Annotated in this window: 23 protein-coding genes and 1 pseudogene; 21 read left to right on the top strand and 3 right to left on the bottom strand. The window is 58.0% G+C overall.

The features are described from left to right. The first annotated feature begins 122 nt into the window (after positions 1–122). The 6 genes and pseudogenes from T518_RS06315 (at position 123) to T518_RS06290 (ending at position 5856) form a co-directional block, all read left to right on the top strand. Positions 123–782, top strand: a complete 660-nt coding sequence (locus tag T518_RS06315) for a GntR family transcriptional regulator (protein WP_248617164.1) — start codon at positions 123–125, stop codon at positions 780–782. A gap of 132 nt (positions 783–914) precedes the next feature. Continuing rightward, the gene (garR, locus tag T518_RS06310; RefSeq protein WP_081828448.1) at positions 915–1811 is read left to right on the top strand and encodes a 2-hydroxy-3-oxopropionate reductase; all 897 of its coding nucleotides are present in this window, start codon (positions 915–917) and stop codon (positions 1809–1811) included. 10 nt (positions 1812–1821) lie between these two features. Next, positions 1822–3243 (top strand): four-carbon acid sugar kinase family protein, encoded by a 1422-nt coding sequence (locus T518_RS06305; protein WP_036377104.1) that lies wholly within the window; start codon positions 1822–1824, stop codon positions 3241–3243. A 1-nt stretch (position 3244) separates the two neighbouring features. After that, positions 3245–4084: a class II fructose-bisphosphate aldolase gene (locus T518_RS06300; RefSeq protein WP_036376975.1), complete on the top strand. Its 840-nt coding sequence runs from the start codon at positions 3245–3247 to the stop codon at positions 4082–4084. Positions 4085–4149: 65 nt separating this feature from the next. Continuing rightward, positions 4150–5484, top strand: a pseudogene (locus tag T518_RS06295) (GntT/GntP/DsdX family permease). An 18-nt stretch (positions 5485–5502) separates the two neighbouring features. Continuing rightward, positions 5503–5856 carry a PTS glucitol/sorbitol transporter subunit IIA gene (locus T518_RS06290; RefSeq protein WP_036376972.1) on the top strand — a complete coding sequence of 118 codons (354 nt, stop codon included), beginning with the start codon at positions 5503–5505 and terminating at the stop codon, positions 5854–5856. A 77-nt stretch (positions 5857–5933) separates the two neighbouring features. Here T518_RS06290 and T518_RS06285 read toward each other — a convergent pair whose 3' ends face one another. Beyond that, positions 5934–7127, bottom strand: a complete 1194-nt coding sequence (locus T518_RS06285) for an MFS transporter (RefSeq protein WP_051652224.1) — start codon at positions 7125–7127, stop codon at positions 5934–5936. 177 nt (positions 7128–7304) lie between these two features. Between T518_RS06285 and T518_RS06280 the strand changes: the two genes are divergently transcribed. Then, positions 7305–7961, top strand: a complete 657-nt coding sequence (locus tag T518_RS06280; RefSeq protein WP_051652223.1) for a response regulator transcription factor — start codon at positions 7305–7307, stop codon at positions 7959–7961. Positions 7962–8002: 41 nt separating this feature from the next. On the opposite strand, the gene T518_RS06275 is transcribed toward T518_RS06280, so the two are convergent. Further along, on the bottom strand, positions 8003–9190 hold the full coding sequence (locus tag T518_RS06275) for a hypothetical protein (RefSeq protein ID WP_187360810.1): 1188 nt from the start codon (positions 9188–9190) through the stop codon (positions 8003–8005). 122 nt (positions 9191–9312) lie between these two features. On the opposite strand from T518_RS06275, the gene T518_RS06270 reads away from it, so the two are divergent. The 14 genes from T518_RS06270 to T518_RS06205 all read left to right on the top strand — a co-directional run bounded on the left by T518_RS06270 (position 9313) and on the right by T518_RS06205 (position 22677). Beyond that, positions 9313–10857: a hypothetical protein gene (locus T518_RS06270; protein ID WP_051652222.1), complete on the top strand. Its 1545-nt coding sequence runs from the start codon at positions 9313–9315 to the stop codon at positions 10855–10857. Beyond that, on the top strand, positions 10854–12221 hold the full coding sequence (locus T518_RS06265; RefSeq protein ID WP_051652221.1) for a sensor histidine kinase: 1368 nt from the start codon (positions 10854–10856) through the stop codon (positions 12219–12221). The genes T518_RS06270 and T518_RS06265 overlap by 4 nt, the downstream gene beginning before the upstream one ends. Before the next feature lie 154 nt (positions 12222–12375). Beyond that, complete coding sequence (locus tag T518_RS06260; protein WP_051652220.1) at positions 12376–13158, top strand: TPM domain-containing protein; 783 nt, start codon at positions 12376–12378, stop codon at positions 13156–13158. Positions 13159–13236: 78 nt separating this feature from the next. Further along, the gene (locus T518_RS06255; RefSeq protein WP_036376965.1) at positions 13237–13788 is read left to right on the top strand and encodes a LemA family protein; all 552 of its coding nucleotides are present in this window, start codon (positions 13237–13239) and stop codon (positions 13786–13788) included. Positions 13789–13824: 36 nt separating this feature from the next. Next, the gene (locus T518_RS06250) at positions 13825–15186 is read left to right on the top strand and encodes an SPFH domain-containing protein (RefSeq protein ID WP_036376963.1); all 1362 of its coding nucleotides are present in this window, start codon (positions 13825–13827) and stop codon (positions 15184–15186) included. A 72-nt stretch (positions 15187–15258) separates the two neighbouring features. After that, positions 15259–16368 (top strand): zinc finger domain, LSD1 subclass subfamily, encoded by a 1110-nt coding sequence (locus T518_RS06245; protein ID WP_036376960.1) that lies wholly within the window; start codon positions 15259–15261, stop codon positions 16366–16368. A gap of 12 nt (positions 16369–16380) precedes the next feature. Continuing rightward, positions 16381–16593 carry a hypothetical protein gene (locus tag T518_RS06240; RefSeq protein WP_036376958.1) on the top strand — a complete coding sequence of 71 codons (213 nt, stop codon included), beginning with the start codon at positions 16381–16383 and terminating at the stop codon, positions 16591–16593. 39 nt (positions 16594–16632) lie between these two features. Beyond that, positions 16633–17661 carry an NHL repeat-containing protein gene (locus T518_RS06235; RefSeq protein ID WP_148485472.1) on the top strand — a complete coding sequence of 343 codons (1029 nt, stop codon included), beginning with the start codon at positions 16633–16635 and terminating at the stop codon, positions 17659–17661. Between the two features lie 161 nt (positions 17662–17822). Then, positions 17823–18212, top strand: coding sequence for a hypothetical protein (locus T518_RS06230; RefSeq protein ID WP_036376952.1), 390 nt, complete (start codon positions 17823–17825; stop codon positions 18210–18212). 304 nt (positions 18213–18516) lie between these two features. Continuing rightward, entirely contained in the window at positions 18517–19515 is a 999-nt protein-coding gene (locus tag T518_RS06225; RefSeq protein WP_036376947.1) for a TRAP transporter substrate-binding protein, read from the top strand. A 49-nt stretch (positions 19516–19564) separates the two neighbouring features. Next, positions 19565–20110: a TRAP transporter small permease subunit gene (locus T518_RS06220; RefSeq protein ID WP_036376944.1), complete on the top strand. Its 546-nt coding sequence runs from the start codon at positions 19565–19567 to the stop codon at positions 20108–20110. Beyond that, positions 20111–21388 carry a TRAP transporter large permease gene (locus T518_RS06215; protein ID WP_036376942.1) on the top strand — a complete coding sequence of 426 codons (1278 nt, stop codon included), beginning with the start codon at positions 20111–20113 and terminating at the stop codon, positions 21386–21388. It abuts the gene before it with no gap. Positions 21389–21542: 154 nt separating this feature from the next. Beyond that, positions 21543–22100 (top strand): flavin reductase family protein, encoded by a 558-nt coding sequence (locus tag T518_RS06210; RefSeq protein WP_036376940.1) that lies wholly within the window; start codon positions 21543–21545, stop codon positions 22098–22100. Positions 22101–22104: 4 nt separating this feature from the next. Next, entirely contained in the window at positions 22105–22677 is a 573-nt protein-coding gene (locus T518_RS06205; RefSeq protein WP_036376938.1) for a GNAT family N-acetyltransferase, read from the top strand. 89 nt (positions 22678–22766) lie between these two features. On the opposite strand, the gene T518_RS06200 is transcribed toward T518_RS06205, so the two are convergent. Further along, positions 22767–24176, bottom strand: a complete 1410-nt coding sequence (locus T518_RS06200; protein WP_036376936.1) for a DASS family sodium-coupled anion symporter — start codon at positions 24174–24176, stop codon at positions 22767–22769. Between the last annotated feature and the right edge of the window lie 198 nt (positions 24177–24374).

Below are 24374 nucleotides of genomic sequence, written 5' to 3'. Positions count from 1 at the left end.
GATATAAAGTCATAGAAGGGGAAGTCGCCTTTTTGGGGCGGCTTCCTATTCTTTTTTATTTTTTGTATTGACATTGCATGACATTTAGTAGTATACTACATACAGCGAGAGGAGAAAGAAGTGTGATCAAGAAAGTCTCGTATAAAGATCAGGTATATCAATACTTGAAACACGCTATCATCAAAGGAGAGCTGCAGACGGGTGTCATTTACTCAGAGCAGCAATTTGCTGACAAGCTCGAGGTATCGCGTACGCCAGTCCGTGAGGCTGTCATTCGCCTGACGAATGAGGGGATGTTGGAAGTATTCTCCAATCGCGGCTGGGGCGTCAAGCCTGTCCTGCCTGAAGATCTGCAGAAGATCCTGCAGGCGCGCATCGCGATAGAGGGCTACAGTCTCCGTTATCTCGTCCGTCATCGCGATGAAGCAGCGTTCCAGAAGGTCATTCGGGAAATGCAGGCCTGTCAGTCCGACAGCGAGAGCTTCGCACAGGATGAGTCACATCATTTCGAGTACATGAAGGCCGATACGGACTTCCACTGCCTGATGGTATCGTGTACGGACAATGCTTATCTGAAGCGCATCAACGATCAGATGCGCACAAAGATTGAGCAGGCCACATATAATTCTCTTCACATGAGCCGCCGCAATGCAAAAGCGTGCTTGGAACATCATCAGATCCTGCAGGAAATCCTGCATGGAGACGAAAATTCCGCGATGCGTGCTTTTATGCAGCATATGCAGGAAACCGCCATGGCTTTGGGGACGACATTGCTGGAGTAAGTATCCGTACATACAGAAACATACAAAAGAAAGATTCATGCTAGTCATGAATTTTCTTATAGATTTTAGTAGTATACTACACACTACAAAGTAGTATACTACATGCAACATGCTATTTAGGAGGAGTACATCATGAAGAAGATTGGTTTTGTAGGACTGGGCATCATGGGCAAACCGATGGTTCGCAATCTCTTGAAAGCAGGCTTTGCTGTGACTGTCTACGATATCGTGGAGGATGCAGTCAAGGCACTGGTAGAAGAGGGGGCAAAGGGTGCTTCTTCAGCAAAGGAAGTTGCAGCGGATCAAGACGTCGTCATCACGATGGTACCGAGTGGTCCGATTGTCCGCTCGTTGCTCAAGGGCGATGACGGCATCCTGGCTGGTGTCAAGGAAGGCACGGTCATCGTGGATATGAGCTCCGTCACGCCGGTGGAATCGAAGGAATTTGCTGAACTGGCAGCAGAGAAGGGATGCGCGTTCCTCGATGCACCGGTCAGCGGCGGTGAGCCGGGTGCAGTTGCAGGTTCGCTGGCCATTATGGTCGGCGGTGAAGAAGCTGTCCTCAATCAGGTTCGCGATGTCTTTGAAGCGATGGGATCTTCCATCACACTGGTCGGACCGACGGGCAGCGGCTCGGTGACGAAACTGGCCAATCAGGTCATCGTCAACCTCAATATCGCAGCGGTAGCCGAAGCGCTCATCCTTTCGACCAAGGCCGGCGCGGATCCGAAGAAAGTCTACGAGGCAATCCGCGGCGGTCTGGCTGGCAGCACGGTGCTGGATGCTAAGGCACCGATGATGTTCCGCCGCAATTTCAAACCGGGCGGACCGATCAAGATTAACCTCAAGGACATCACGAATGTCATGGATACGGCCAAGAAACTCGACCTGCCACTCGTCATGACGGGGGTGCTGGAGCAGATCATGCACAGCTTGAAGGCGACGGGCCATCTGATGGATGATCACAGTGGCATTGTCCAGTTCTATGAGAATATTTCCGGTGTCGTAGTCAAGACGCATGAAGAGTGAGGATAAAGTCATGAAGGTACTCAAAGAAGAATTGTTCAAGGATATCCCCGCTGGCGACGAGGAACGAGTCGATACGATGCTGGCAAAAGAGCGCGAGGATTTCCACAAGAAGATCATCGTGCTGGACGATGATCCGACGGGGGTGCAGACAGTCAACGGCATCCATGTCTACACGGACTGGTCGGAAGAGAGTATTGCGGCCGGTTTTGCTGAGGAACAGGACATGTTCTTCATTCTGACGAATTCCCGTGCATTCTCTGCCCAGTATACGAAAGAAGTCCATCAGACGATTGCAGAACGCGTCATGGCAGAGTCCAAGAAGACCGGGCGGGAGTTTATGATCATCAGCCGCAGCGATTCGACGCTGCGCGGCCATTATCCGCTTGAGACAGAGACGCTCTGCAAGACGCTGGAGCAGGAATCGGGCAAGACGATTGATGGCGAAGTCCTGATGCCGTTCTTCAAGGAAGGCGGCCGCTTCACGATTGGCGATGTCCACTACGTGCAGGAGGGTGATTACCTTGTACCGGCTGGAGAGACGGAATTTGCGAAGGATAAGACGTTCAGCTACACGAAGTCGAATCTTGCGGAGTATGTAGAGGAAAAGACGAAGGGGGCTTTCAAGGCTGCTGCGGTCACGTGCATCTCGCTGGATGATCTCCGTGCTGTGGCTGTCGATAAGATTGTCGAGCAGCTCATGGCGGTCAAGGACTTCAATAAGGTGATTGTCAATGCTGTGGATTATGTCGATGTCAAAGTCTTTGCGATTGCCATGATCCGTGCGATGAAGGCAGGCAAGACGTTCATGTTCCGCACGGCGGCAGCTTGGACGAAGGTCATCGGCGGCGTGCCGGACAAGGCACTCCTGACGAAGGAAGAACTCGTCGTGCCGGGCAATACGAATGGCGGCCTCATCATCATCGGCTCGCACGTCAAGAAGACGACGGATCAGCTGGCCAAGCTCAAGGAGCTCAAGGATGTCAAGTTTATCGAGTTCAATCACATGCTCGTCTTAGAGCCGGAGAAGCTCGAAGCAGAGCTGAGGCGAGTCGTAGGCGATGTGGAGCAGGCCATCGAGAACGGTCAGACCGTAGCGGTCTACACGGGACGCAAGCGCTTTGACGCTGGCTCGGAAGAAGAGTCGCTGCGTGTCTCTGTCAAGATATCGGAGGCCATCACGAGCATTGTCAGCCGTCTCTCCATCCAGCCTGCCTTCCTTATCGCGAAGGGTGGCATCACGTCGAGCGATGTCGGCACGAAAGGACTCTCGGTCAAGCGCGCTCTTGTCCTTGGTCAGGTTGCACCGGGCATCCCTGTCTGGAAGACTGGTGCTGAAAGCAAGTTCCCGGGCATGAGCTACATCATCTTCCCTGGCAATGTCGGCGCTGTCACTACCCTGCGCGACATTGTAGCGAAGCTCGAGGAGAAATGATATGCTGGTCAATCTTCAGGAAATCTTGCGCCTGGCGGAAGAACGCCATTGTGCCATTGGTTCATTCAATGTCTACAATGTCGAATCCGTCCAGGCTGTCCTGAAGGCTACGGATGGCAGTCACCCTGTCATCCTGGCCTTTGGGGAAAAATATGACAGGCACATGCCGCTCGAGGCAATAGCCGCTCTGGTGAAGTCGTATGTAGCGGCGACTCCGCAGCCAGTTGTGCTCCATCTTGACCACACGAAGCAGGAGCAGACCGTCCTGCGGGCGATACGCGCCGGTTTTACTTCCATCATGTTTGACGGCTCGTCGAAGCCGCTTGCGGAAAATATCTGCTCGACTGCAAGAATCGTGGACATAGCGCATCTCGTCTCCGTCAGTGTGGAAGGTGAGCTCGGCTACCTCAATGATGAAGACGGCTCTGGTGACCCGGGTGATCCGAGAAGCTATACGACTCCGCAGGAAGCACAGGCATTCTCAGAAGGGACGGGTGTCGATGCGCTGGCCATCTCGATTGGCAATGCACATGGCCTCTATAAGGGAACGCCGCATCTGGACCTTGCGCGCCTGTCTGCCATCGCGCAGTCTGTGGAGACGCCCCTCGTCCTGCACGGCAGTTCGGGTATCTCGCGCGACACTTTGCAGGAGGCCATCCGCCGCGGCATTCGGAAGATCAACATCAATACGGAGGTGTCGACAAGCGGTGTCCGCGCGGCTCGGGAGTATCTCACTGCACAGGATGACCCGAATCTCCGCTTTGAGCAGGTTGCCAAGCAGGCAGAGTCGGCGATGGAAAACGTCGTGCGGGAGTATCTCGACTGGTTTGACCTGAAGTGAGTGCCGCGTAGCCGGCCTTTATAGAGGGCGTACCAGATATTGCAGAAAGAAATGGGGGAACGATTTTGGAAACGGCTTTCTTAGTAGGCACATTGCTTTCAGCCATCATGCTCGTCGTATTCTTGATCATGCGGGCGCATATACAGGCATTTGTCAGCCTGGTCATCGTCTGTTTCTATGTGGGCTTCGTGACAGGGATGCCGCTCAATGGCATCTGCAAGTCCATTGAGGCTGGTATGGGAAGCACACTGGGCTTCTTGGCGACGGTACTCGGATTTGGCAGTATCCTCGGCAAGATGCTCGAGACTTCCGGCGGCGCTGAGCGCCTGGCACGTACTTTGATCGCTCGCTTTGGCCAGAAGCGCGCGAACTGGGCCATGATGGTCGTCGGCCTAATCACGGGCATCCCTGTGTTCTTCCAGGTTGGCTTTGTCCTCCTGATTCCACTTGTCATCAGCGTGGCGCGCGCTACGGGCCTTTCCATCGTGCGCATCGGCGTGCCGATTGGCATCTCGCTGCAGGTCGTCCACTGCATGCTGCCGCCACATCCGGCTGCCATGGCCATCACGGCGACACTCGGTGCCGATGTCGGTGAAGTCATCCTGCTCGGCCTCGTTGTCTGCACCATCTGTGCAGCTGTGGGCGGCCCAATCTGGACGCGCTTTGTTTCCAAGGGCATCCATTCGGACCTTGACACGCTGCGCGAGGGCGAGAAGCCAGTGCCGGATAGTGAGCTGCCGAATTTCGGCATCACGCTGTTCACGATTCTCTTGCCGATGCTCATCATGGTGTCAAAGACCATCTTCGCGCTGTCTCCCTGGAAGGATTCGCCAGTTGGCGTATAGGTCGACTTCATCGGCAACCCGATTACGGCTCTCCTGATCTCGGCATTCTTCGCTTATTGGTCGCTCGGCATCTGCCGTGGCAAGACGATGCAGGACCTATTGAAGTACACGGAACAGTGCTTTGGTCCGGTCGCAGGCATCCTGCTTGTCATCGGTGCAGGCGGTGCCTTCAACAAGGTGCTGCTGGACAGCGGCCTCGGTGTCAAGCTCGGTGAGATCCTGACTTCCCTTGACATGAATTCACTGCTGCTGGCGTGGTTCGTAGCAGCAATCATGCGCTTCTCTGTCGGCTCGGCGACAGTCTCGATGATGACCTCTGCTGGCATTGTCCTGCCGATGCTTCCGCAGTATCCGAATCTCGACCCGGCTATCGTCTGCCTGGCAGTCGGTTCCGGTGCCATCTGCTTCTCGCACGTCACGGATTCCGGCTTCTGGATTGTCAAGGAGTATTTCGGCCTGACGGTGCAGGGTGCCCTGAAGTCGTATACGGCAGCGACATGCGTGGCCTCGCTGACGGCAATTAGCCTGACCTTGCTGATTGCTCAGATCTTGTAATCCTTGGAGGTATAACCTATGAAATACGAAGCGACTGTAACGGCTATCGGAGATTCTGTACTGTCGTTCATGAAGATCCGCGACAGTCTGATCTTGTTCGATAAAGATGTTCCACCCGCCTATGAGAACATGGTCATCTCCCATACGAAGGGAAATCTGACGGAAGACATCGTGCCGGGTGACCGCTTGATCATTGCAGACCGGGAGTACACGGTCACGGATGTCGGCCAGATTGCGAACCAGACCTTGCGCGAGCACGGCCATGTCACCTTGATCTTCAATCAGGAAAAGACGGAGATGCCAGGCCAGATGGCGCTCAAGGGCGGGCACGCCCCGCGGCTCATGGTCGGCGATACAATCCTGTTCATCTGATTTCCATACATATATGAAAAGGCCTGCACGTGGTCTGTGCAGGCCTTTTTGTCATATGCATGGGGGGGGCTATATTCTCATTGATGCTTCTTGGAGGGCAGCAGGAAGGTGGCTGCGGCGCAGATGGCGGCAATTAGGACGAGCAGGGCCATGACGGCGGTGATGCCGTAGGTGTCGGCGTAGTGGCCGAGGGCGGGGGCGATGATGCCGCCGATGCTCATCGAGATGCCGAGCGTGACGCCGGAGGCGAAGCCGATGTTCTTGGCGAGGTACTCCTGGCCGATGACGACGAAGGAGGAGTACGGCGCGAGCATGGCAAAGCTCATCGGCAGCAGCATGGCGTAGACGGCGTAGATGCTGTGGGAGAAGACGGCGATGGCGAGGAACGGTACGAGCAGGACACTGCCGAGGCGCAGCGTCTTGCGGTAGCCGTGGCGGTCGGCGAACCAGCCGCCGAAGAGCGTGGCGGCGACGCCGGCGATGCTGATGATGGAGAGCGTCATCGAGCCGATGGCCTCGCTCGTGCCGAGCGCCTGGATGCAGAAGAGCGGCAGGAAGCTCGAGAGGCCCGTGAAGACGGTCGAGCGGAAGAGGATGACGAGGAAGAGGCGGCCGAAGGCGTGCCAGTCGTTCGTGGCAGCAGGGCGGTCGTCGCTCTGCCCCGCGCCGGTCTTAACAGCCGTCTCTTTCTTGTTGCGCTCAATGGCGCGGCGCAGGTGCGGGGCCGCGATGAGCAGCAGGACGCTCATGCAGATGGCCGTGATGCCGTAGAAAGCGAGGCCGTGCATGCCGAAGGTCGTGACGAGGAAGACGGCGAGGAGTGGCCCGAAGCCGAAGCCGCCGTTGCCGCCGACGCTGAAGATGCTCATGCCCTTGCCGCGCGCGCCCTGCGAGACGCCGTTGACGCAGCGGGCGGCCTCCGGATGGAAGATGGACGTCGCGATGCCCATGACCGTGACGGCAGCGAAGATTAGCCAGTAGTCGGAGACGAAGCCCGTCAGAGCCAACGAGGTGCCGGCAAAGAAGACGCCGACGGCCATGAACCACTGGCGCGAGCCCTTGTCGGCCAGATAGCCGAACAAGGGCTGGATGATGGAGCTCAGGAACGAGGAGGCGAACATCAGGCCCGAGATGGCCGTGTAGTCCATGCCGTAGAAGCTGACGAAGAACGGCAGCAGGGCGGGCAGCGAACCCGTGTTGATGTCATTGCTCAGATGCGCCGCAGCGAGCAGATAGAGGTATTTCTTGTTCAGAGAATCAAGTCCTTTCATGAGAGTATTTTTTTATTATACCACACATCATGCCAGATGTTGGCGAGTCACTCCTGCTTGACTGAAAGGTACATTTCAGGTGGCGTTGAAAAGTGCGTTTTAGGTACAACGTGCGGTTCCTTCTGACTCTTCTCTATGATACAATAGAAGAAATACGATGGAATGGGAGGGAGTGCGATGATTGACATCCTGCTCGTGGACGACCAGAGGATCTTGCTGGAGGGGCTCAAGAAGGTCTTTGAGCCGGTGCCGGACATTGCCGTCTGCGCGACGTGCGCGCTGGCCGAGCTGGCGGAGGAGGCATGCCTGCGCTATCGGCCGGACCTGGTGCTCATGGATATCTGCATGGAGAGTCGCACGAGCGGCATCCGGATCTGCCGCAGGCTCAAAGAGCGCTTCCCAAAGATCCGCGTCGTCATGATGACGGGCATGTCGGAGCTGGCCTTCGTCGGCTGGGCGAGGGATGCCGGTGCAGACAGCTTCATCTATAAGGAAGCCGCGGGGGAGGCGTTCCTCGACTGCATCCGGCGGACTATGGCGGGCGAGCACGTCTTTCCCGTCATCCGCGGCCGGGATACGTTCGGTGCGGCGGAAGCCAACCTGACGGAGCGCGAGCTCGAGATCCTGCAGCTCATCTGCCGCAGCAAGTCGCGCGAGGAGATTGCCGAGCTGCTCGGCATCTCGAAGCGGACGGTCGGCTTCCACATCACCAATATGCTCGAAAAGACCGGCCACAAGAGCGTGGTCGGCCTTGCCGTAGAAGCGGCCGAGAAGGGGCTGACGAGCGCAGAGACGCAGAATGAATGCGAGCGCGATGATACGGTATTCTCCTGATTGTACCTGAAATTGTACCTAAAACGCACGTTTGCGCGAGGTCAGAAGTAGGCTGTGACGCTCGTGCCGAGGATGTACTCGTGCATCGCGCGAAGCTGGGCTCCCTCGCTGCGGTTCTCGAGTCGGAATCCCTCGACGGCGCAGGCAAGGCCCGGCGCGATGACGTAGTCGGTGCGCACGCCCCAGCCGCGGAAGCCCTGGCGCCGGAAAAAGGTGCTGTCGGCATCCATCGTCGGGTAGAGGACGGACGACGATGGTTGGTCGTAATAGCGGAGCCAGGTCGAGAAGCTGCCGGTGCGCGCTTCATCGAGCACCCCGTACTGTACGAGTGCGACGAAGCCGCGCTCTGATTCGCGGTAATCGTCGGCGTTGTGGCGGCCGTCTGAATGCAGGACCTCGAGCCCGAGCTCCCATTTTTCGGTGGGATGGTAGTGGGCGGCGAGCGAGGCAATGTGCTGGCGGTCGAAGCCATCGCCATCGCGGCCTGCCTTTATCCCAGACTTATGGAGTTTTGGCAGGCTGGTCGGCAGGTCCTCGCGCTGGCGGAAATCGAGATAGGCGGCACTGGCGTCCATCTTGCCGAGGCGCTTCTTCCAGAGCAGCGAGACACCGTCTTTCTGTTTGTCCGGCTCACCTGTCGTGCGGCCGACAAAGACGGCCAGGCTGCCCTGCGGCCAGTCGACGTCTCCTGTGCGGAAGCGCAGGCCGTCGATGCGCTTGTCGATGACATTGCCGTCCATGAGGTAGTAGTTGAAGCGGCCTGTTTCGAGCTTCGTGTGGGCGTTCTCATGCTGTACGTAGAGGCGTGAGAGCTTCAGGCGCTGCCGGCGCGATTCGTCCTTGCGGTCGCGCTTGTCCTCAAGCATCGTGCGGATGCTCGTGCTCCCGCTCGTTTCGAGGAACGGGAAGATGCGCAGGCGCTGTTCGGCGCGGAAGTGATCCTGGTCGACGCGTCGGTATGGCCCGCCGAGGTCCTGGGGTACATCTGCGTGGAAGCGTCCCTTGCCGTAGAGGAAGCGGTAGTCGCCGTGCAGCACAAGGCGCGGATAGTTTTTTCCGTCATCCGCACGGGCAGGCTCTCGTTTGTCAAGCGTGCCCTGCTGCTCGAGTTCTTGGAAGCTGGCATCTGCTCCGGCGGCTGTGGAGGAGGCGCTCAACAGCAGGGCGAAGGCGCCGAGGCATTGGCAGAGATTTCGTGTGGTCAGGCGTGCCTTCTGGTGGGTCATCATACGTATCCCCTTTCTTGGTGCGCGAGGGTGGATTCTCGTTCAAATTGGGTTATTCTCATTGTATCATAAGAGATGCAGCGAGGGAATGTTCGAGAGTAGGAATGTGGAATGGAGGTGATGGTATGGATGTCGTCTGGTTGCGCCATCTTGCATATGTGCTCATGCCGGCTCTGACCGTGCTCTGGGGTGAATCGCTCCGGGCGCGCTTCCTCCACCGCGGCGCGCGCCGGGCCATCCGGCTGCTCCTTGCCGCGCTGCTCGCCTGGCAATCCGTGCGCCTCTTGAAGTACATGGCCGAGCCGGCTGTGCTGGATGCGGATGAGACATTGCTGAGGCTGCTCTGGTATCTCTATTACATCTTCCGCGCGGCCCTGCCTGTCGCACTGCTATGGATTGCGCATGTGGCCGACCGTGATGCTGTCGCGCAGAGGCTTCCGGTGCATCTTTTCGCACTGCTCGTCCTGAATCTCGCACTGGCCATCGCCATCCTGACGAATGACTGGCATGAGCAGTTCTTCTCGTTCCCGCAGGAAAGGGAGGGCAGCGACTGGGAAGAGGAGGTTGAATGGGGTGCCTATGCCTACTGGACCCTCTGGTTCCTGGAAGTCTTTACGGCATTGGCAATCCTCTGGATCAAGGCGAAGCTGCAGAAAATCTGGCGCTTCCAGATGGTGCTGCCTGTCGTGTGCTGCATCCTGTTCCTTCTCTATTCTATCTTTTACAATTTTCTGCCTGCCGTGCGCATCGACGTGACGCTCACGACGACGGGCTTCTTTCTGTTGTTGCTCGAACTCTGCCTGCGGACGGGGCTCATGCCGTCGAATCACGATCACGAGGTATTCTTCCGCGAGGCATCGCTTGGTCTCATGCTGTTCGATGCAAGGGGGGCTGTGCGCCTCGTCTCGAAGGCAGCACCGGAGCAGGGGGCACGGCGTGACTGCCGCATCTCCAAGATGGAGGTGCCGGGTGGCGGCACCTTCGTCTGGTATGAGGACATGAGCCTGCTGCATGAACGCCAGCGCAGTCTCGCGCAGGCAAACCGCGCACTAGAGCGCAGGAGCCGCTATCTGCGGCGCACGGTGCATCTCCGCCGCCAGCAGACAGCAGCGGCGATGCACCAGCGCCTGCGCCGGGAGGTCGAGGCACTTCTTGAAGAACTGCGGCCGTACTTCCGGGAGTTCCGCGAGGAGATCCTGCGCACCGAAGGGCAGGAGAGAGAGCATGCGGTCCACAAGCTCAACCTGCTCGCGACATATACGAAGAAGCGCTGTGTGCTCTTCCTGAAGAGCGAGGAGAGCGGGACAATCGCGATCGAAGAACTCGAGATGGCTGCCTCGGAAATCTGTTCGGCACTGCGCGCCTTCCATGTGCATGCGGCCATCACCTGGAGTATGCTGAAGGTACTGCCGGCACAGGGGGCGCTTCTGGCCTTCGATGCACTGGTGACGTTCCTCGCCGAGGCGGCGCGCAGCCGGCCCGAGCAGGAGGTGTATGTGACGATGGGAGAGAAGAGCGTGACGTTCCTCGTGGATGAGCACGACACGTGGGTGGACAGGTGGCAGTCCCTCTGGCAGGAAAAGCATGGGGAAGGCTGTATTTCTTGCCGAGATCTCGGCTATGCCGTGTCTGTTACCTGTGATATCTCCCGCGGGGAGGTGGCGCCATGAGCGATTACGGTTTTGCCTTTGCCATGCTGCCGCTTGCCTTCCTGGCTGTCATCTGCACCGCATCTGGGCTGCGGGCAGCCTATGTGTGCCGCGTGCCCGGCGATGCCTCGGTCTGGTTTGAGGGAACGGCGGTGCTGCTCGCCTGTGATTTACTGCTCGACTGCCTCGATATGCGCGCCGCTGCGGTCCATATCGCGGTCCGGGGACTCCATCCGCTCTTGCTCATCCCGGCTCTAGGACTCTCTTTCGCAGGCCTCTGGCATCTGTGCAGGCGAGAGATGCGCACGATCATCAAGGGCCGCTGCATCGCGCAGGCTGCACTGCTCTTTGCGGCAGTTGTGCTAGCTCTTGGCGCGCTGTCCAATCATTTCCCGTGGAGCACACCGATGGCGGCGCTGCTGCTCATCGTGCGCTGGCGATTTCTCTGGCAACGCACGCGAGCAGAGCGCGAACGGATACGCGAAGGACTCGACACGTTGCCGGAGGGCATTCTCTTCGCACACGGCGATGGGCGCATCGTCCTGGCAAATCTCTCGATGCTTGACTTCATGGAAGGGATTGCCGGTGTGCAATTCCGCAATGCCGAGGCCTTCTGGCAGTGCCTCGAGGCCATCGCCGGGAAGCGTGTTTCGGCCAAGGCCTCGGGGACGCTGATCTTCCGCTTCCGTCACAGCGCCTGGCTCCTGCGGCGCAAGGCCATGAAGGGCGGCTGCATCGAGATCACGGCCTCCAATGTGACAGAGCTCGACGCCGTCACGCGCGAGCTCGAGGCGAAGAACGCCGTGCTGGCCGAGCAGGCTGCTGAGACAAAGCGCCTGCTGCAATCGGCTGTCGAGCAGGAGCGCCTCAAGACGCTCGAGAAGGTGCGCGTCCGCGTGCACGACATCATGGGCAGCCGCATCAGCATGCTGCAGAGACTGCTGACCGCGCCGGAGCCCTTGGAGGCGGCCAAGCTTGTGCCCACGGTCGACATGGTGCTCGAAGAGATCTGGCTCGAGGAAGAATCGCCGCAGGAGCTCCTGGAGGATCTCATTCGGGCCTATGAGGCATTTGGCGTGAAAGTCCAGCTCACGGGACAGCTGCCTGCGCAGCGCACGACGGCGCTCGCCTTCGTGGAGATCCTGCGCGAGGCAGCGACGAATGGTATCTGCCACGGCCATGCGGATACCGTCGAGGTGACGCTGAGCGAGACAGGTCTGCGCATCGCCGACAACGGCTGCGGTGCGCCGCCGGACTTCCACCCCGGCAGCGGCCTCTCGGCCATCATCCGGCGTGTCAAGTTGCTGGGCGCACACATGACCATATCGCCGCAGCCTTCATTCACGCTGACAATAGAAGGGGTCTGCCCTGCCCCGAGAGATTGAGGGATCATCATAGTGAGAAGCTGATAGCCCAGCTTCTTTTTTTTGCCTACCTGTCATTTATGACAGTACGGTCGCACCTCCCTTGGCAGTATACTGATAACGAAAGGGGATGAGAGCGATGGATAGAAAGAGCTTACTTCAAAGCCGCTCTTATGTGGTTGGCATAATCTTGATGCTGCTCATCGCGCTTGCCGCCGTGGTTGCGGCCGCGCCGGCAGTCCTGCCGAAGCCCGCTCAGATGACGTACGTGGCCGATACGGCTGCGATGATCTCAAATGAGGATGCGGCAAAGATTGCGGAGATGGGCAGGGGGCTTGATGCGGCGACGGGGGCTCAGGTTGTCGTCGTGACCATCTCCTCTCTTGATGGCGCTTCCATTGAGGAATACGCGACAACGCTTTTCCGCAACTGGGGCATCGGCGATGCCGAGAAGAACAACGGCGTGCTATTGCTCATCGCCAAGGAGGACCGCAAGTTCCGCATTGAGGTCGGCTACGGCCTCGAAGGTGCCATCACCGATGGCTATGCGGGTTCCGTGCTCGATGGCATGAAGGCAGACTTCAAGAGTGAGAACTACTCCGAGGCCATTGTCGTGGCCTATGCAAAACTCACACAGAAGGCGTATGAGGAGTACGGTGCCGAGGTCCCCGAGAATGTCAAAGAAGAGGCGGACGCCTCGTTCTGGAGTATCCTGCTCGGCGCAGCCATCTTCTTCGGCCTCATGGCGCTGCTCGTCTACGCGGTCTGGGACACCCTGAAGGGCATCCTGCATCTCCTGTCGTCTGGCCACCTCTTTTCGGATTCGGTTGGCGGCACGGGAGCGGGGCGGTCGGGCAATGACGGTAGCAAGTGGCACAGCTCCGGTGGCTCGGGCGGGTCCGGCGGCTCCTTTGGCGGGGGCCGCAGTGGCGGCGGCGGTGCTTCGGGGGGATGGTAAAGCATAAGAGTCCGATTAGAATGCAAGATAGCGACAGCAAAGGGAGCGTCCGGATGGGCGTCGGGAAGGAGGATATATATGAAAGGTGGGACAATTCTTATAGGGCTGTTCCTCGTCTTCTGCCTGTTCTTCGGGTACCAGTACAACTCGGTGAAGAGCGCGCGGCTCAATGTCGATGCGGCTTACGGTCAGGTGGAGAATCAGATGCAGCGGCGGGCTGATCTCATCCCGAATCTCGTCAACACGGTCAAGGGCTACATGAAGCATGAAGAAGCCCAGATCAAGGCCGTCACGGATGCGCGTGCAAGGCTCATGAACGCTGGCTCTCCGGAAGAGCTCGGCGCAGCCGATGCGGAGCTTACAGGTGCGCTCGGCAAGCTCATAGCCATCGCAGAGAACTACCCGGACCTCAAGGCGAACACGCAGTTCACAGAGCTCATGCGCGAGATCAGCGGCACGGAGAACCGCATCGCCGTCGCGCGCATGGACTACAATGAGGCCATCCGCTTCTACAACATCAAGATACAGACATTTCCGGGGACGTTCTTCGCCGACATGATGGGCATGCGGCCGCTTCCGCAGTTCCGGGCGGAGGAGAAGGCGAAGGAAGTCCCGCAGGTCGCATTCTGAGCCGTTGTTCTGACTAGTTAGAAAAGGAGGATTATCATGGGTCTCATCAAGGCAGCAATGGGCGCAGCAGACGGCGTCATGGCCGATCAGTGGAAAGAATTCCTCTACTGTGACAGCCTCGACAAGGACACGCTGGCCGCAAAAGGACAGAAGCGCACGAGTTCGCGGGGCAGGAGCTCCAATACCTCGGGCGAGGACAATATCATCACGAAGGGCTCGGTCATCGTCGTCAATGAGGGCCAGTGCATGATGATCGTCGAGCAGGGCAAGGTCGTCGAGATCTGTGCCGAGCCGGGCGAGTACATCTACGACAGCTCGACAGAGCCGACTGTCTTTGGCGGCGACCTGGCGAGTGACCTCAAGGCTGTCTTCCGCAATATGGGCAAGCGCTTCACGTTCGGCGGCGATGCGCCGAAGGATCAGCGCGTCTACTACTTCAACACGAAAGAGATCATGGGCAACAAGTACGGCACGCCACAGTCTATCCAGTTCGAGACGATGATCGGACCGTACATGCTGAACGTCAACATCCGCTGTTTCGGTGAATACAGCTATCGCATCGCGAATCCCATTCTGTTCTACACGAACGTCTGCAGCAACTTCGACACCGTCTACGAGCGCTCGGAGATCGACTCGCAGCTAAAAAGTGAGCTCCTGACGGCCCTGCAGCCGGCCTTCGGGCGCATCGCGGCCAAGGGCATCCGCTACACCCAGCTCATCAACTACACGAAGGATATCCGCAATGAGCTCAGCGAGGAGCTCTCGGAGGACTGGGGCAAGAAGCGCGGCATCGAGATCGTCTCGTTCGGCGTCTCGTCGGTCAAGGCCGAGGAAGAAGATGAGCGCCGCATCAAGGAGATCCAGGATAGCGCCATCATGAGCAATCCTGACATGCGGGCCGGGCGCCTGGCGACGGCGACGGCCGATGCGATGCGCACGGCAGCCGGCAATGAGGCTGGCATGGGCGGTGCCTTCGGCTTCATGGGCATGGGCATGGCCGGGCAGGTGGGTGCCGGTGCGATGGGCGCATTCAGCCAGGGGGCGCCCTCGCAGGGCAATCCGCTGACACCGCCCATGCAGCAGGCACCGGCATCGCAGCAGGCAGCGCCGCCGCAGGCACAGGCAGTCTGGACCTGCTCGTGCGGCCATGCGGGCAATGCGGGAAAGTTCTGTGAGGAGTGTGGCAAGCCGCAGCCAAAACCCGCTTCTGATGGCTGGACCTGCAGCTGCGGTACGGTCAACAAGGGCAAGTTCTGCATGGAGTGCGGCGCGAAGAAGCCAGCGGGCGAGCCGCTCTACCGCTGCGACAAGTGCGGCTGGGAACCGAAGGACCCGAAGCACCCGCCGAAGTTCTGCCCGGAGTGCGGCGACCCGTTTGATGAGAGTGACAAGCAGTGATGCATAGCGTCTGCAATGCATCGATAAAGAATCGATAGCGAGAGCAGATGAAGAGAGAAGAAGGTGAGTATCGTGGCCGAATCGTCAGTCAGCTATAAATGCCCGAAGTGCGGTGCGCCGCTTTCCTTCCAGCCGGGACGCGATACGGTCAGCTGCGAGTACTGCGGCACCGAATTTGAGATCGCGGCCATCGAGGCGATGTTCGCCCGGGATCAGGAAGCCGCCAGGCGCGCTGCCGAAACAAAGGAAGCCGAATTTGACACTGCCGCAGCGGGCGGCGAGTGGTCGCCAGAGGAGAGCAGCGCCATGGCCATGCAGACCTGCTCCTCGTGCGGCGCCGAGCTCGTTTCCGATGGCAATACGATGGCGACAGAATGTGCCTACTGCGGCAGCCCCAACATGATGCCAGCAAAATTCGAGGGAATGGTGAAGCCGGACTTCATCCTCCCGTTCAAGAAGACGAAGAAAGAGGCGCAGGAGGCGCTGCAATCCTTCTACAAGGGCAAGTATCTGTTGCCCGACGGCTTTGCCGGGGCCAATCGCACGAAGGACATCCAGGCGATGTACGTGCCGTTCTGGCTCTTTGACGCCGATGTCTTTGCCAGGGCCAATTTCCGCGCCGAGAACGATGTGCGCCGCGAGACGGCGGATGAGATCATCACGGAGACGAGCGTCTACCAGTGCGAGCGCGCCGGTTCCATGCACTTCGCGCGCATCCCTGTCGATGGCAGCGAGCGCATGGACGATGCGTACATGGACAGCATCGAGCCGTTCGATTACGCAGAACTCGTGCCGTTTTCCTCGGCCTACCTCACAGGCCATCTGGCCGACAAGTACGATGTCGATGCGGAGGCGAGCATCCCGCGCGCCGACGACCGCATGCGCTCGACGGCCATCGACACGCTGCAGAAGACTGTCAAGGGATACGACCGCTGCTCGCTTACAGGCGACCCGTCCTTCCTGCGCGAGAGCGCCGCGATATCCTACGCGATGATGCCGGTCTGGATCTTGACGACGCGCTACGAGGGCAAGCCCTACACCTTCATGATGAATGGACAGACGGGCAAGTTCGTCGGCAGCCTGCCGATCGACAAGCGCAAGTCGTGGCTCTATCCCGCCATTGCACTCGCTGTATTCTGGCCGGTGCTTTACTTCATCGTGCAGTATTTCATGACGACGTAAGGGGGGCTCTTTATGACTGCAAAGATCCTAGGGATTTCCTTCGTGCTGGCACTCGGCGCCGCTTTCCTCGTGCGCTATATCCTGATTGCCGGCATGAGCAATGTGCACAAGGCCGTCAAGGCTGACTCCTACCTTGAGGAAGAAAGTTTCTCTCTCGTCGACAGCAACGATACCTTCCTTTACACCCAGATCAAGCGCCAGCCGAAGGCAAAGAAAGAATCGTGAGATGTGATGGAAAAGAAGAAAAAGAAGGGGAGGATGACCATGAGGAAGTTGCAACGCGCTGCCGCCCTGATAATCGGACTGCTGATCGCTGTGCTCGTGCTCGGCTGCGACAACTCGAGTACAGACAAGCCGAAGGATCCAGAGCCGCAGAAGCCAAAGATCACCCTGAACTACGAGCCGGTGAAGCTGGAGCAGGGCAAGGAACTCTCGCTGGCTAAGATCAACAACACCGACAAGATCGTCATCACGAAGACGTTCCACCGCACCGGCGCTATGACGAAGATTGGGGATACCATCTACATCCGCAATGCCAACACGGGGACCATCCTCGAGGCGAAGCTCGAGGATGATAACCTCAAGATCACGAATGCGGAATTCGTCAAAGATGTGCCGGAAGAGAGTTTCCTCTCCAATGACGGCAAGGAACTGATCTACACCGATGCCAAGCGCAAGGTCAATGCTGTCGCTTCGGATGGAACCAGCAAGCCGTTCTACGAGAAGAATGTTCGCGGCATGGTTGGCGTACCGGGCAAGGATGAAGCTGTGTCGTTCTACAATGCGCAGGCCATTGTGCGCTATGCCGTTGCGGATGGAAAAGTCTCGCAGGAGATTGGCACCGTCATCCCGAAAGAGCGCGATAAACTGCTCACGACGCCGGACGGTCTTGCCTGCGATGGCCAGAATGTCTATCTGTTCGGCAGCACCCTGGACGGCAAGATGAGCGTCGGCGCTGTCGCCGCCTACAGCCTGGACGGCACACAAGCGTATATCCTCGGCCGCAAGGATGACCCTGACCGCAAGCCGGGCTTCCTGGCCAGCGCGTTTGACGTCGCCGTCACGGATGACTACCTTTTCGTATTCGACGGCAACATCCGCAAAATCAATATCTTCAATAAGAAAGACGGTTCCTTTGTCGACAGGATCAGTGCGGACAAGCTGTTTGACGGCCAGAACGACGTCCAGATGATGCCTTATGGAGGGAATCAGGTGTTGGCCATCGTGAAGGAAAGCTCCAGCAAAGCCAAGGAGGCGGGGAGCGGCGACAAGGTGTTCATGCTCAAGCTCTGATTGTCAGGAGAGTGACTATTCCTTCGCAGGCGTGTCAAAGCCTCTTCGCGCATCTGCTGCGGAAGAGGCTTTTTGACTGAGCTACTTGTATTTTGAAGGCCGGACTTGTATACTAGAAGCGTTGGAATACGGGAACCTCCCACAAGAAAGAAGGAACATTCATGAAGATCATGAAGTTGAGCTTTTTGGCGATGCTCGTCGCAGCAGTCGCGGCTGTCTATGTGCCGACGGCCTGCTCGGCGGCCTATGTAACGGCGTATGAGCAGCACGTCGACGAGAAGTACGTCGTCGACACCTCGACGGTCTACCGCCCGGACGCAGAGCACATCAATGTCGGCGTCTACTACACGGACAACATCAAGAACAAGACGTATCCGTACGTCTACAAGTTCTGGTACAACACGGGGCGCGGGGCCTGGTACATCCTCGAGCAGAAGAATGCCGCCGAGTCGGGCGACATCTACGAGGATGATACGCACTACTGGTCCATCGTCGAGGAGAAAAGCATCGCGCAGGATGTCCTCAAGGTCGTCCTGGCCTACGCGGGCTGAGCCTGACGCCAATCGGATAAGACTGCTGAGTTTGCTGGAAAAGCGCTCAGCAGTTTTTTTATGCCTGTATGACCGATATCGCGGCAATATGCCTGTTGTTTTATTGTGATTTTTAGAAAGATTTTTTTATCGCGCAATAGCTTGCATTTTGTATTCAAGTGATGTACACTAGGGTCCATCAACATTACAGAGCGTCGCATATACTTAAAAGATAATGCATTCATAAAAGACGTTTGAATTATGGAGGTGTACAGTAACGATGAGGAATTGGGGAAAGAAAGGAATCATTTGCTTGTTGTCTATTATGGTGGGCTGTTCCCTGCTGCTATCGGGCTGTGGACTCGGCAAGATGGCTCGCGAACATCAGGCCGCACAGGGTGGACCTGTCGAGCTGAAGCTCGCCTACCACTTGCCACAGGATCATTACCTATCGCAGGGCATGGAGCGCTTTGCACAGCGCGTCAATGAACGTTCGAATGGTAGCATTAAGATCACGACGTACCCGGCCGGTCAGCTCTACACCGACAAGAGCATGAACGATGCCATCATGACGGGCGGCCTCGACATGGGCCTGAACTCCACGGCGATGTGGACGACCGTCGTGCCCGCACTCAATGTGCTCGATGTGCCGTTCCTGCTGAACAGCTACGAAGCCGTCGGACGCGCGATGGACGGAAGTCTCGGACGCACGCTGACGAGCGAGATGGAGCGCAAGGGCGTTCATCCGCTGATCTGGGTAGATTACGGCTACGTGCAGTTCTGCAACAACCAGCGTCCGCTCAAGGAACCGGAGGATTTCAAGGGATTGCAGCTGCGCGGCTACGGCCAGATCCCGGCTGAGACGATCAAGGCGCTCGGCGCCTCGCCCGTCACGATGAGTTCGAGTGAGGTCTACATGGCCATGCAGCGCGGCACGATCGATGGCCAGACTTCCGGAACGACGGCCATGTACCAGAGAAAGATTTACGAGGTTGCTAAGTACCTGACGATGACGAACCACGCGTACTGCGAGTTCGTGCTGGCCGTCAACGGCAGTTCCTGGGATCGCCTGACGGACGATCAGAAGCAGCTCGTCGAGCAGTGCGCCAAGGAGACGCGCGATGAACTGCGTGAGCAGACGCGCCAGGAAGACCGCGCTTGCATGGAGAAACTCCGCGATGCCGGCATGGAAGTCTACGAGATCCCGCCGGAGGATATCCCGAAGTGGCAGGAAGCGACAATGCCGGTCCGCGAGAACTTCATCCGCAAGATGGGCGATCTCGGCCGCCAGCTCGTCGACCAGTGCCTCGCAGCCAACCAGTGACCGTGAATTGAGAGATTGAGAAATTGAGAAAGAAAGGAAGCGGACTTTCATGACATTCAAAGATATCGTACTGCTCTATGACCGCATACTCGGCAAGGTCACGCGCGCTGCCGCTGTCCTGGCCGGCTGCCTGCTGCTCATTACGGCCTTGATTATCTGTTACGAGATCGTTGTGCGCGATTTCTTCCATTCGCCGACAGAGTGGGTGCTTGAGGTTTCGACGTATGCCATCCTCATCGCGGGCTTCCTCGGGCTGGCCGTCGCCTTCCGCGACAACGCCCATGTGCGCGTCGACATCTTCGCGGGACGCCTTGCCCCTGAGACAAAGCGCAAGCTCGACATGGTCATCAATGTGATCTCGTTCCTGCTCTTCCTGATCTTCATGACGGAGAGCATGGACCTCGTGACCTCGTCGTATGTCTACCATAAATTATCGCCGTCCATCCTGCGCTTCCCACTTTTTATCCCGCAGTTCGCGCTCGTCTTTGGCTCTCTTTTGCTGCTCGGCGAGATTGCCCGCCGTTTCCTCTTCGAGCTGCTGCGCTTGCCGCTGGATCAGGATCGCAATGAACATCCGGAAGGGAAGGTGCGTTGAATGCCTGCTGTCTATACCATCATCATCTTAGCTTTGTTCGCTCTCGGCATGCCTGTGGCGTTTGTTCTACTGCTCGGCGGCGTGCTCGGCATGCTCTTCTTCCTCGGCGGCCCTGCGGCGTTCACGCAGATCCCGGTCATTGCCTATAAGACACTCGACGATTTCGTGCTCGTTGCCGTGCCGCTCTACATCCTGATGAGCGAGATCCTGCTCAAGGGCAGGGTCGGCAACGGCCTCTTCGAGCTCGGCAGCAAGTGGCTCGGCCATCTGCCAGGCGGCATCGGCGTTGCGACAATCTTCGCCTGTGCGATCTTTGCCGCGATATCGGGGTCGAGTGTGGCGACAGCTGTGACGATCGGCGCCATGGCCATCCCGGAGATGCTCAAGCGCGGCTATGAGCGCACGACAGTCCTCGGTGCTGTTGCCGCGGGCGGCACACTCGGCATCCTGATCCCGCCGAGCATCCCGATGATCCTCTACGGCTCCATCACGGGCGAGTCGGTCGGCAAACTCTTCCTCTCCGGCATCGTGCCGGGTGTCCTCATGACAGCCTTCTTCATCTGCTATCTCGTCTTCCGCTGCCGCCATATGGAGCGCCAGGCTCCTGCAAGCTGGCAGGAGCGCTGGAGCATCCTCAAAGAAAACATCTGGGGCCTCTTCTTGCCGATCCTCGTCGTCGGCGGCATCTACACAGGCCTTTTCACGCCGACTGAGGCCGCAGCCGTCGGCACGTTCTACAGCATTATCATCGCATTCTTCGTCTACCGCACGGTGACGCTGCGCGATATGAGCGGCATCTTAGAGGATACGGTCAAGACGACTGCGATGATTTTCGCCATCATGATCGGCGCGATGCTCTTTGGCTTTATCCTGACGGCGCTGCAGGCACCGCAGGCCCTCATGTCGCTCGTGACGAATGCTCAGGTCAGCCGCTGGCTCATCTTCATCGGCATCAACATCGTCCTCCTGGCACTTGGCTGTGTGCTCGAGACGGTCTCCATCATCCTCATCACGCTGCCGATGCTCTATCCGATCGTCAAGTCGCTCGGCTTCGATCTCATCTGGTTCAATGTCGTCATGCTCATCAACATGGAGCTGGCCCTCATCACGCCGCCAGTCGGCATGAACCTCTTCGTCATCAAGGGCATCAGCCCCGACAGCACGATCGGCCAGATCATCCAGGGCTCCGTGCCGTTCGCCATCATCATGGCACTCGAGATTGTCCTCTTGTGCCTCGCACCAGATCTCGCCACCTGGCTGCCAGCCGTCCTGCAGTGAATGAGATTGCCTTTAGCAATAGAGCCTGTCGCTTTTTGCGGCAGGTTTTTTGTTTGCGCGCATGCGACGATATCGTGTGACGAAGCAGGATTTTGCTCAATGAAAGCGAAATATACATCAGTAAAGCATCATGAAATGAAAGGAAGTCATGAATATGAGCAAGGAATTTTCGGGGCAGAAGGCATGCATTGCGCCGGAGGGCGTCTTCATCATCGGCACGTACGACGAGAACGGTGTGCCGAATGCGATGAATGCAGCCTGGGGCGCGCAGTCGGACTACGGCGAGATCACGCTCTTCCTCGCACCGCATAAGACAACGGACAATGTCAAGAAGACGAAGGCATTCACCGTGGCGTTTGCGACGAAGGACACCGTCGAGATTGCCGACTACTTCGGTGTCGAGACAGGCCGTAAGGTCAACAAGATCGAGAAGGCTGGCTGCCACACGCACAAGAGCGCGCACGTCAATGCACCAATCATCGAAGAATTCCCCGTGACGCTCGAGTGCGAGATGAAGAGCTACGACGATGAGACGGGCATCCTCATCGGCAAGATCGTCGCCGAGCAGGCCGATGAAGCCGTTCTGACGGATGGCAAAGTCGACTACGACAAACTCCAGCCCATCATCTTTGACATCGCGACCATGACGTACCGCGTCATCGGTCCCGTCGTCGGCAAGGCATTCCACGATGGCCTGAAGCTCAAGGGCTGATCCAGTGGAGAAAAACATCAAGATCCGCGTGGCGCGGGCTCAGGATGCGGAGGCTCTGGCACGCATCTACGCTTATTATGTAGAGAAGACAGCTATCACTTTTGAGTACGAGGTGCCGGATGCGGCGGAGATGGAGACGAGGCGCAAAAAGATATTCGAGCATTACCCGTATCTCGTCGCAGAGCAGGAAGGCCGTGTGCTCGGCTACGTCTATGCGCATGAGTTTTACGGGCGGGCGGCCTACGCTTGGTCGGTCGAAGCGAGCATCTACGTCGCGAGTGACGCTAGGGGACAGGGGCTTGGCCGCAAGCTTTATGCAGCTTTGGAGGACGCGCTGCGCGGGATGGGGGTGCTCAATATCAATGCCTGCATTGCCGTGCCGCGCGCAGCCGATGACCCGTACCTGACCGTCGGTAGCCTCGCTTTTCACAAACGCCTCGGCTACCAGATGGCCGGCATCTTCCATCAGAGTGGCTACAAGTTCGGACGCTGGTACGACGTCGCCTGGATGGAGAAGATGCTCGGCAAGCATGAGGAGCCCCCGGCAGCCGTGCGGGATTTCCATGGTATAGATTAATGAATGAAAAAAGCGCTGTCTCGCATATCGTTTGCGAGACAGCGCTTTTTTGTAATTCGTTTTTATAATACCTGCATGAAGTTTCAGGATTACCAGAGTCCGATGACTTTCCACCAGGCGGCACCGATGGTCAGGTAGATGACGGTGGTGATGGTCGTCATGACAAAGCCGTTCTTCCACCATTCGCTCTGTGAGACGTAGCCTGCGCCGTAGTAGATCGGGGCGCAGCCATTGCCGTAATGCGTCAGGGAAATCGGCACGTCGGCGAAGATGCCGAAGATGATGGCCGTCATGAGCGGCGGCGCGCCGACGGCGACGCTGACGGCGATGAAGGCCGCGTAAAGAGCACTGATGCGCGCCGTAACGCTGGCGAAGCAGTAGTGGATGTAGGTGTAGAAGAGCAGCAGGATGAGCGCTGAAGCGACCCAGCCGAGTCCGAGCGAGGAGATGGCGGCACCGGCGGAGTTCGCCATCCATTTGATGATGCCGGACTTTGCGAGAGCCGAGGCGAGCGTCATCAGGGAGCCCATCCAGAACATGGCATCCCAGGCGCCCTTCTCGCTGAGGACATCTTTCCAGTTGATGACGTCGACGATGATCATGACGCAGACGGCTGCCATGGCGACTGGCGTCGCGCCGATATGCGTGAGGCCGGATGTTGCCCAGAAGAAGAGCGAGCCGAGAAAGACGACCGTCAGGTATTTCTCACTGCGCGACATCGGTCCCATGGCGTCGAGCTCTTTCTGTGCGAGGTGCTTGGCATCTGGGATGCTGACGAGCTCCGGTTTCGTCAATTTGAGCATGACGAGCGGCACGAGCAATAGACTCAAGAGGCCCGGCACGATGGCCGCGCTGGCCCAGCCCATCCAAGTGATCTCGACGCCGAGCGTCTTGGCCGCGAGTGCTACGCAGAGCGGGTTGCCTGCCATGGATGTCACGAACATCGTGCAGGTGACGGCGTCGCAGTGATAGCCGACCTGCATGAGATACGTGCCAATCTTCTTAGCCGTTTCGTTCGGTTCAGATCCGAGTGCACCGGCGAGAGAGCGGACAATCGGGTACATGATGCCGCCGCCGCGAGCTGTTGCCGATGGCGTGGCGGGGGAGATGATGAGTTCACTGAAGGCAATTGCGTAGCCGAGGGACAGGGCGCTCTTGCCGATAGCCTTGATGATGCCAAAGGCGATGCGCTTGCCGAGGCCGCTCTTGATGAAGCCGCGCGAGTAGAGGAAGGCGCAGACAATCAGCCAAATGGTGGAATTGCCGTAGCCGCTCAATGCATCGCTGACCTTGAGCAGGCCGCTGAGGGTCGAGAAGGTGATGGCGATGAAGGCGACGGCGCCAATGGGCAGCGGCTGCAGGATAAATCCGACGACCGTGGCGATGAAGACCGCCGCCAGGTGCCAGGCCACGACCGTGACGCCTGCTGGTACTGGTGCAAACCAGATCGCAGCACCAATCGCGATGGTGATCAAGGCATTGCGTTGCTTTTTGTTCATGATGAACCACTCCTTTCCCTGCCAGTGTAAAACAAAACGGTGAGAAAAGTCAATCAATTTATGGGAAATAGCTAGCCATATCTTCATAGAAAAATCAGATTGTCGTCATAGTGTGAGATGATCAAAAAAACATATTGACATGCTATGTATACTAATGTATGATTATAACAACGTTACAATATAATTCTGTATAGTTCT

This window comes from Mitsuokella jalaludinii DSM 13811 (assembly GCF_000702905.1).
Taxonomy (GTDB): Bacteria; Bacillota; Negativicutes; order Selenomonadales; family Selenomonadaceae; genus Mitsuokella; species Mitsuokella jalaludinii.
The sequence above is the reverse complement of the archived record's forward strand: the minus strand, read 5'-3'. Positions and strand labels throughout refer to the sequence as shown.

Coding starts and splice junctions, on each gene's coding strand:
- T518_RS06285 (WP_051652224.1), bottom strand. CDS start 7,127: ATGAAAGGACTTGATTCTCTGAACAAGAAATACCTCTATCTGCTCGCT.
- garR (WP_081828448.1), top strand. CDS start 915: ATGAAGAAGATTGGTTTTGTAGGACTGGGCATCATGGGCAAACCGATG.
- T518_RS06290 (WP_036376972.1), top strand. CDS start 5,503: ATGAAATACGAAGCGACTGTAACGGCTATCGGAGATTCTGTACTGTCG.
- T518_RS06235 (WP_148485472.1), top strand. CDS start 16,633: ATGAGGAAGTTGCAACGCGCTGCCGCCCTGATAATCGGACTGCTGATC.
- T518_RS06255 (WP_036376965.1), top strand. CDS start 13,237: ATGAAAGGTGGGACAATTCTTATAGGGCTGTTCCTCGTCTTCTGCCTG.
- T518_RS06225 (WP_036376947.1), top strand. CDS start 18,517: ATGGTGGGCTGTTCCCTGCTGCTATCGGGCTGTGGACTCGGCAAGATG.
- T518_RS06270 (WP_051652222.1), top strand. CDS start 9,313: ATGGATGTCGTCTGGTTGCGCCATCTTGCATATGTGCTCATGCCGGCT.
- T518_RS06210 (WP_036376940.1), top strand. CDS start 21,543: ATGAGCAAGGAATTTTCGGGGCAGAAGGCATGCATTGCGCCGGAGGGC.
- T518_RS06230 (WP_036376952.1), top strand. CDS start 17,823: ATGAAGATCATGAAGTTGAGCTTTTTGGCGATGCTCGTCGCAGCAGTC.
- T518_RS06280 (WP_051652223.1), top strand. CDS start 7,305: ATGATTGACATCCTGCTCGTGGACGACCAGAGGATCTTGCTGGAGGGG.
- T518_RS06240 (WP_036376958.1), top strand. CDS start 16,381: ATGACTGCAAAGATCCTAGGGATTTCCTTCGTGCTGGCACTCGGCGCC.
- T518_RS06250 (WP_036376963.1), top strand. CDS start 13,825: ATGGGTCTCATCAAGGCAGCAATGGGCGCAGCAGACGGCGTCATGGCC.
- T518_RS06220 (WP_036376944.1), top strand. CDS start 19,565: ATGACATTCAAAGATATCGTACTGCTCTATGACCGCATACTCGGCAAG.
- T518_RS06265 (WP_051652221.1), top strand. CDS start 10,854: ATGAGCGATTACGGTTTTGCCTTTGCCATGCTGCCGCTTGCCTTCCTG.
- T518_RS06300 (WP_036376975.1), top strand. CDS start 3,245: ATGCTGGTCAATCTTCAGGAAATCTTGCGCCTGGCGGAAGAACGCCAT.
- T518_RS06305 (WP_036377104.1), top strand. CDS start 1,822: ATGAAGGTACTCAAAGAAGAATTGTTCAAGGATATCCCCGCTGGCGAC.
- T518_RS06275 (WP_187360810.1), bottom strand. CDS start 9,190: ATGATGACCCACCAGAAGGCACGCCTGACCACACGAAATCTCTGCCAA.
- T518_RS06200 (WP_036376936.1), bottom strand. CDS start 24,176: ATGAACAAAAAGCAACGCAATGCCTTGATCACCATCGCGATTGGTGCT.
- T518_RS06215 (WP_036376942.1), top strand. CDS start 20,111: ATGCCTGCTGTCTATACCATCATCATCTTAGCTTTGTTCGCTCTCGGC.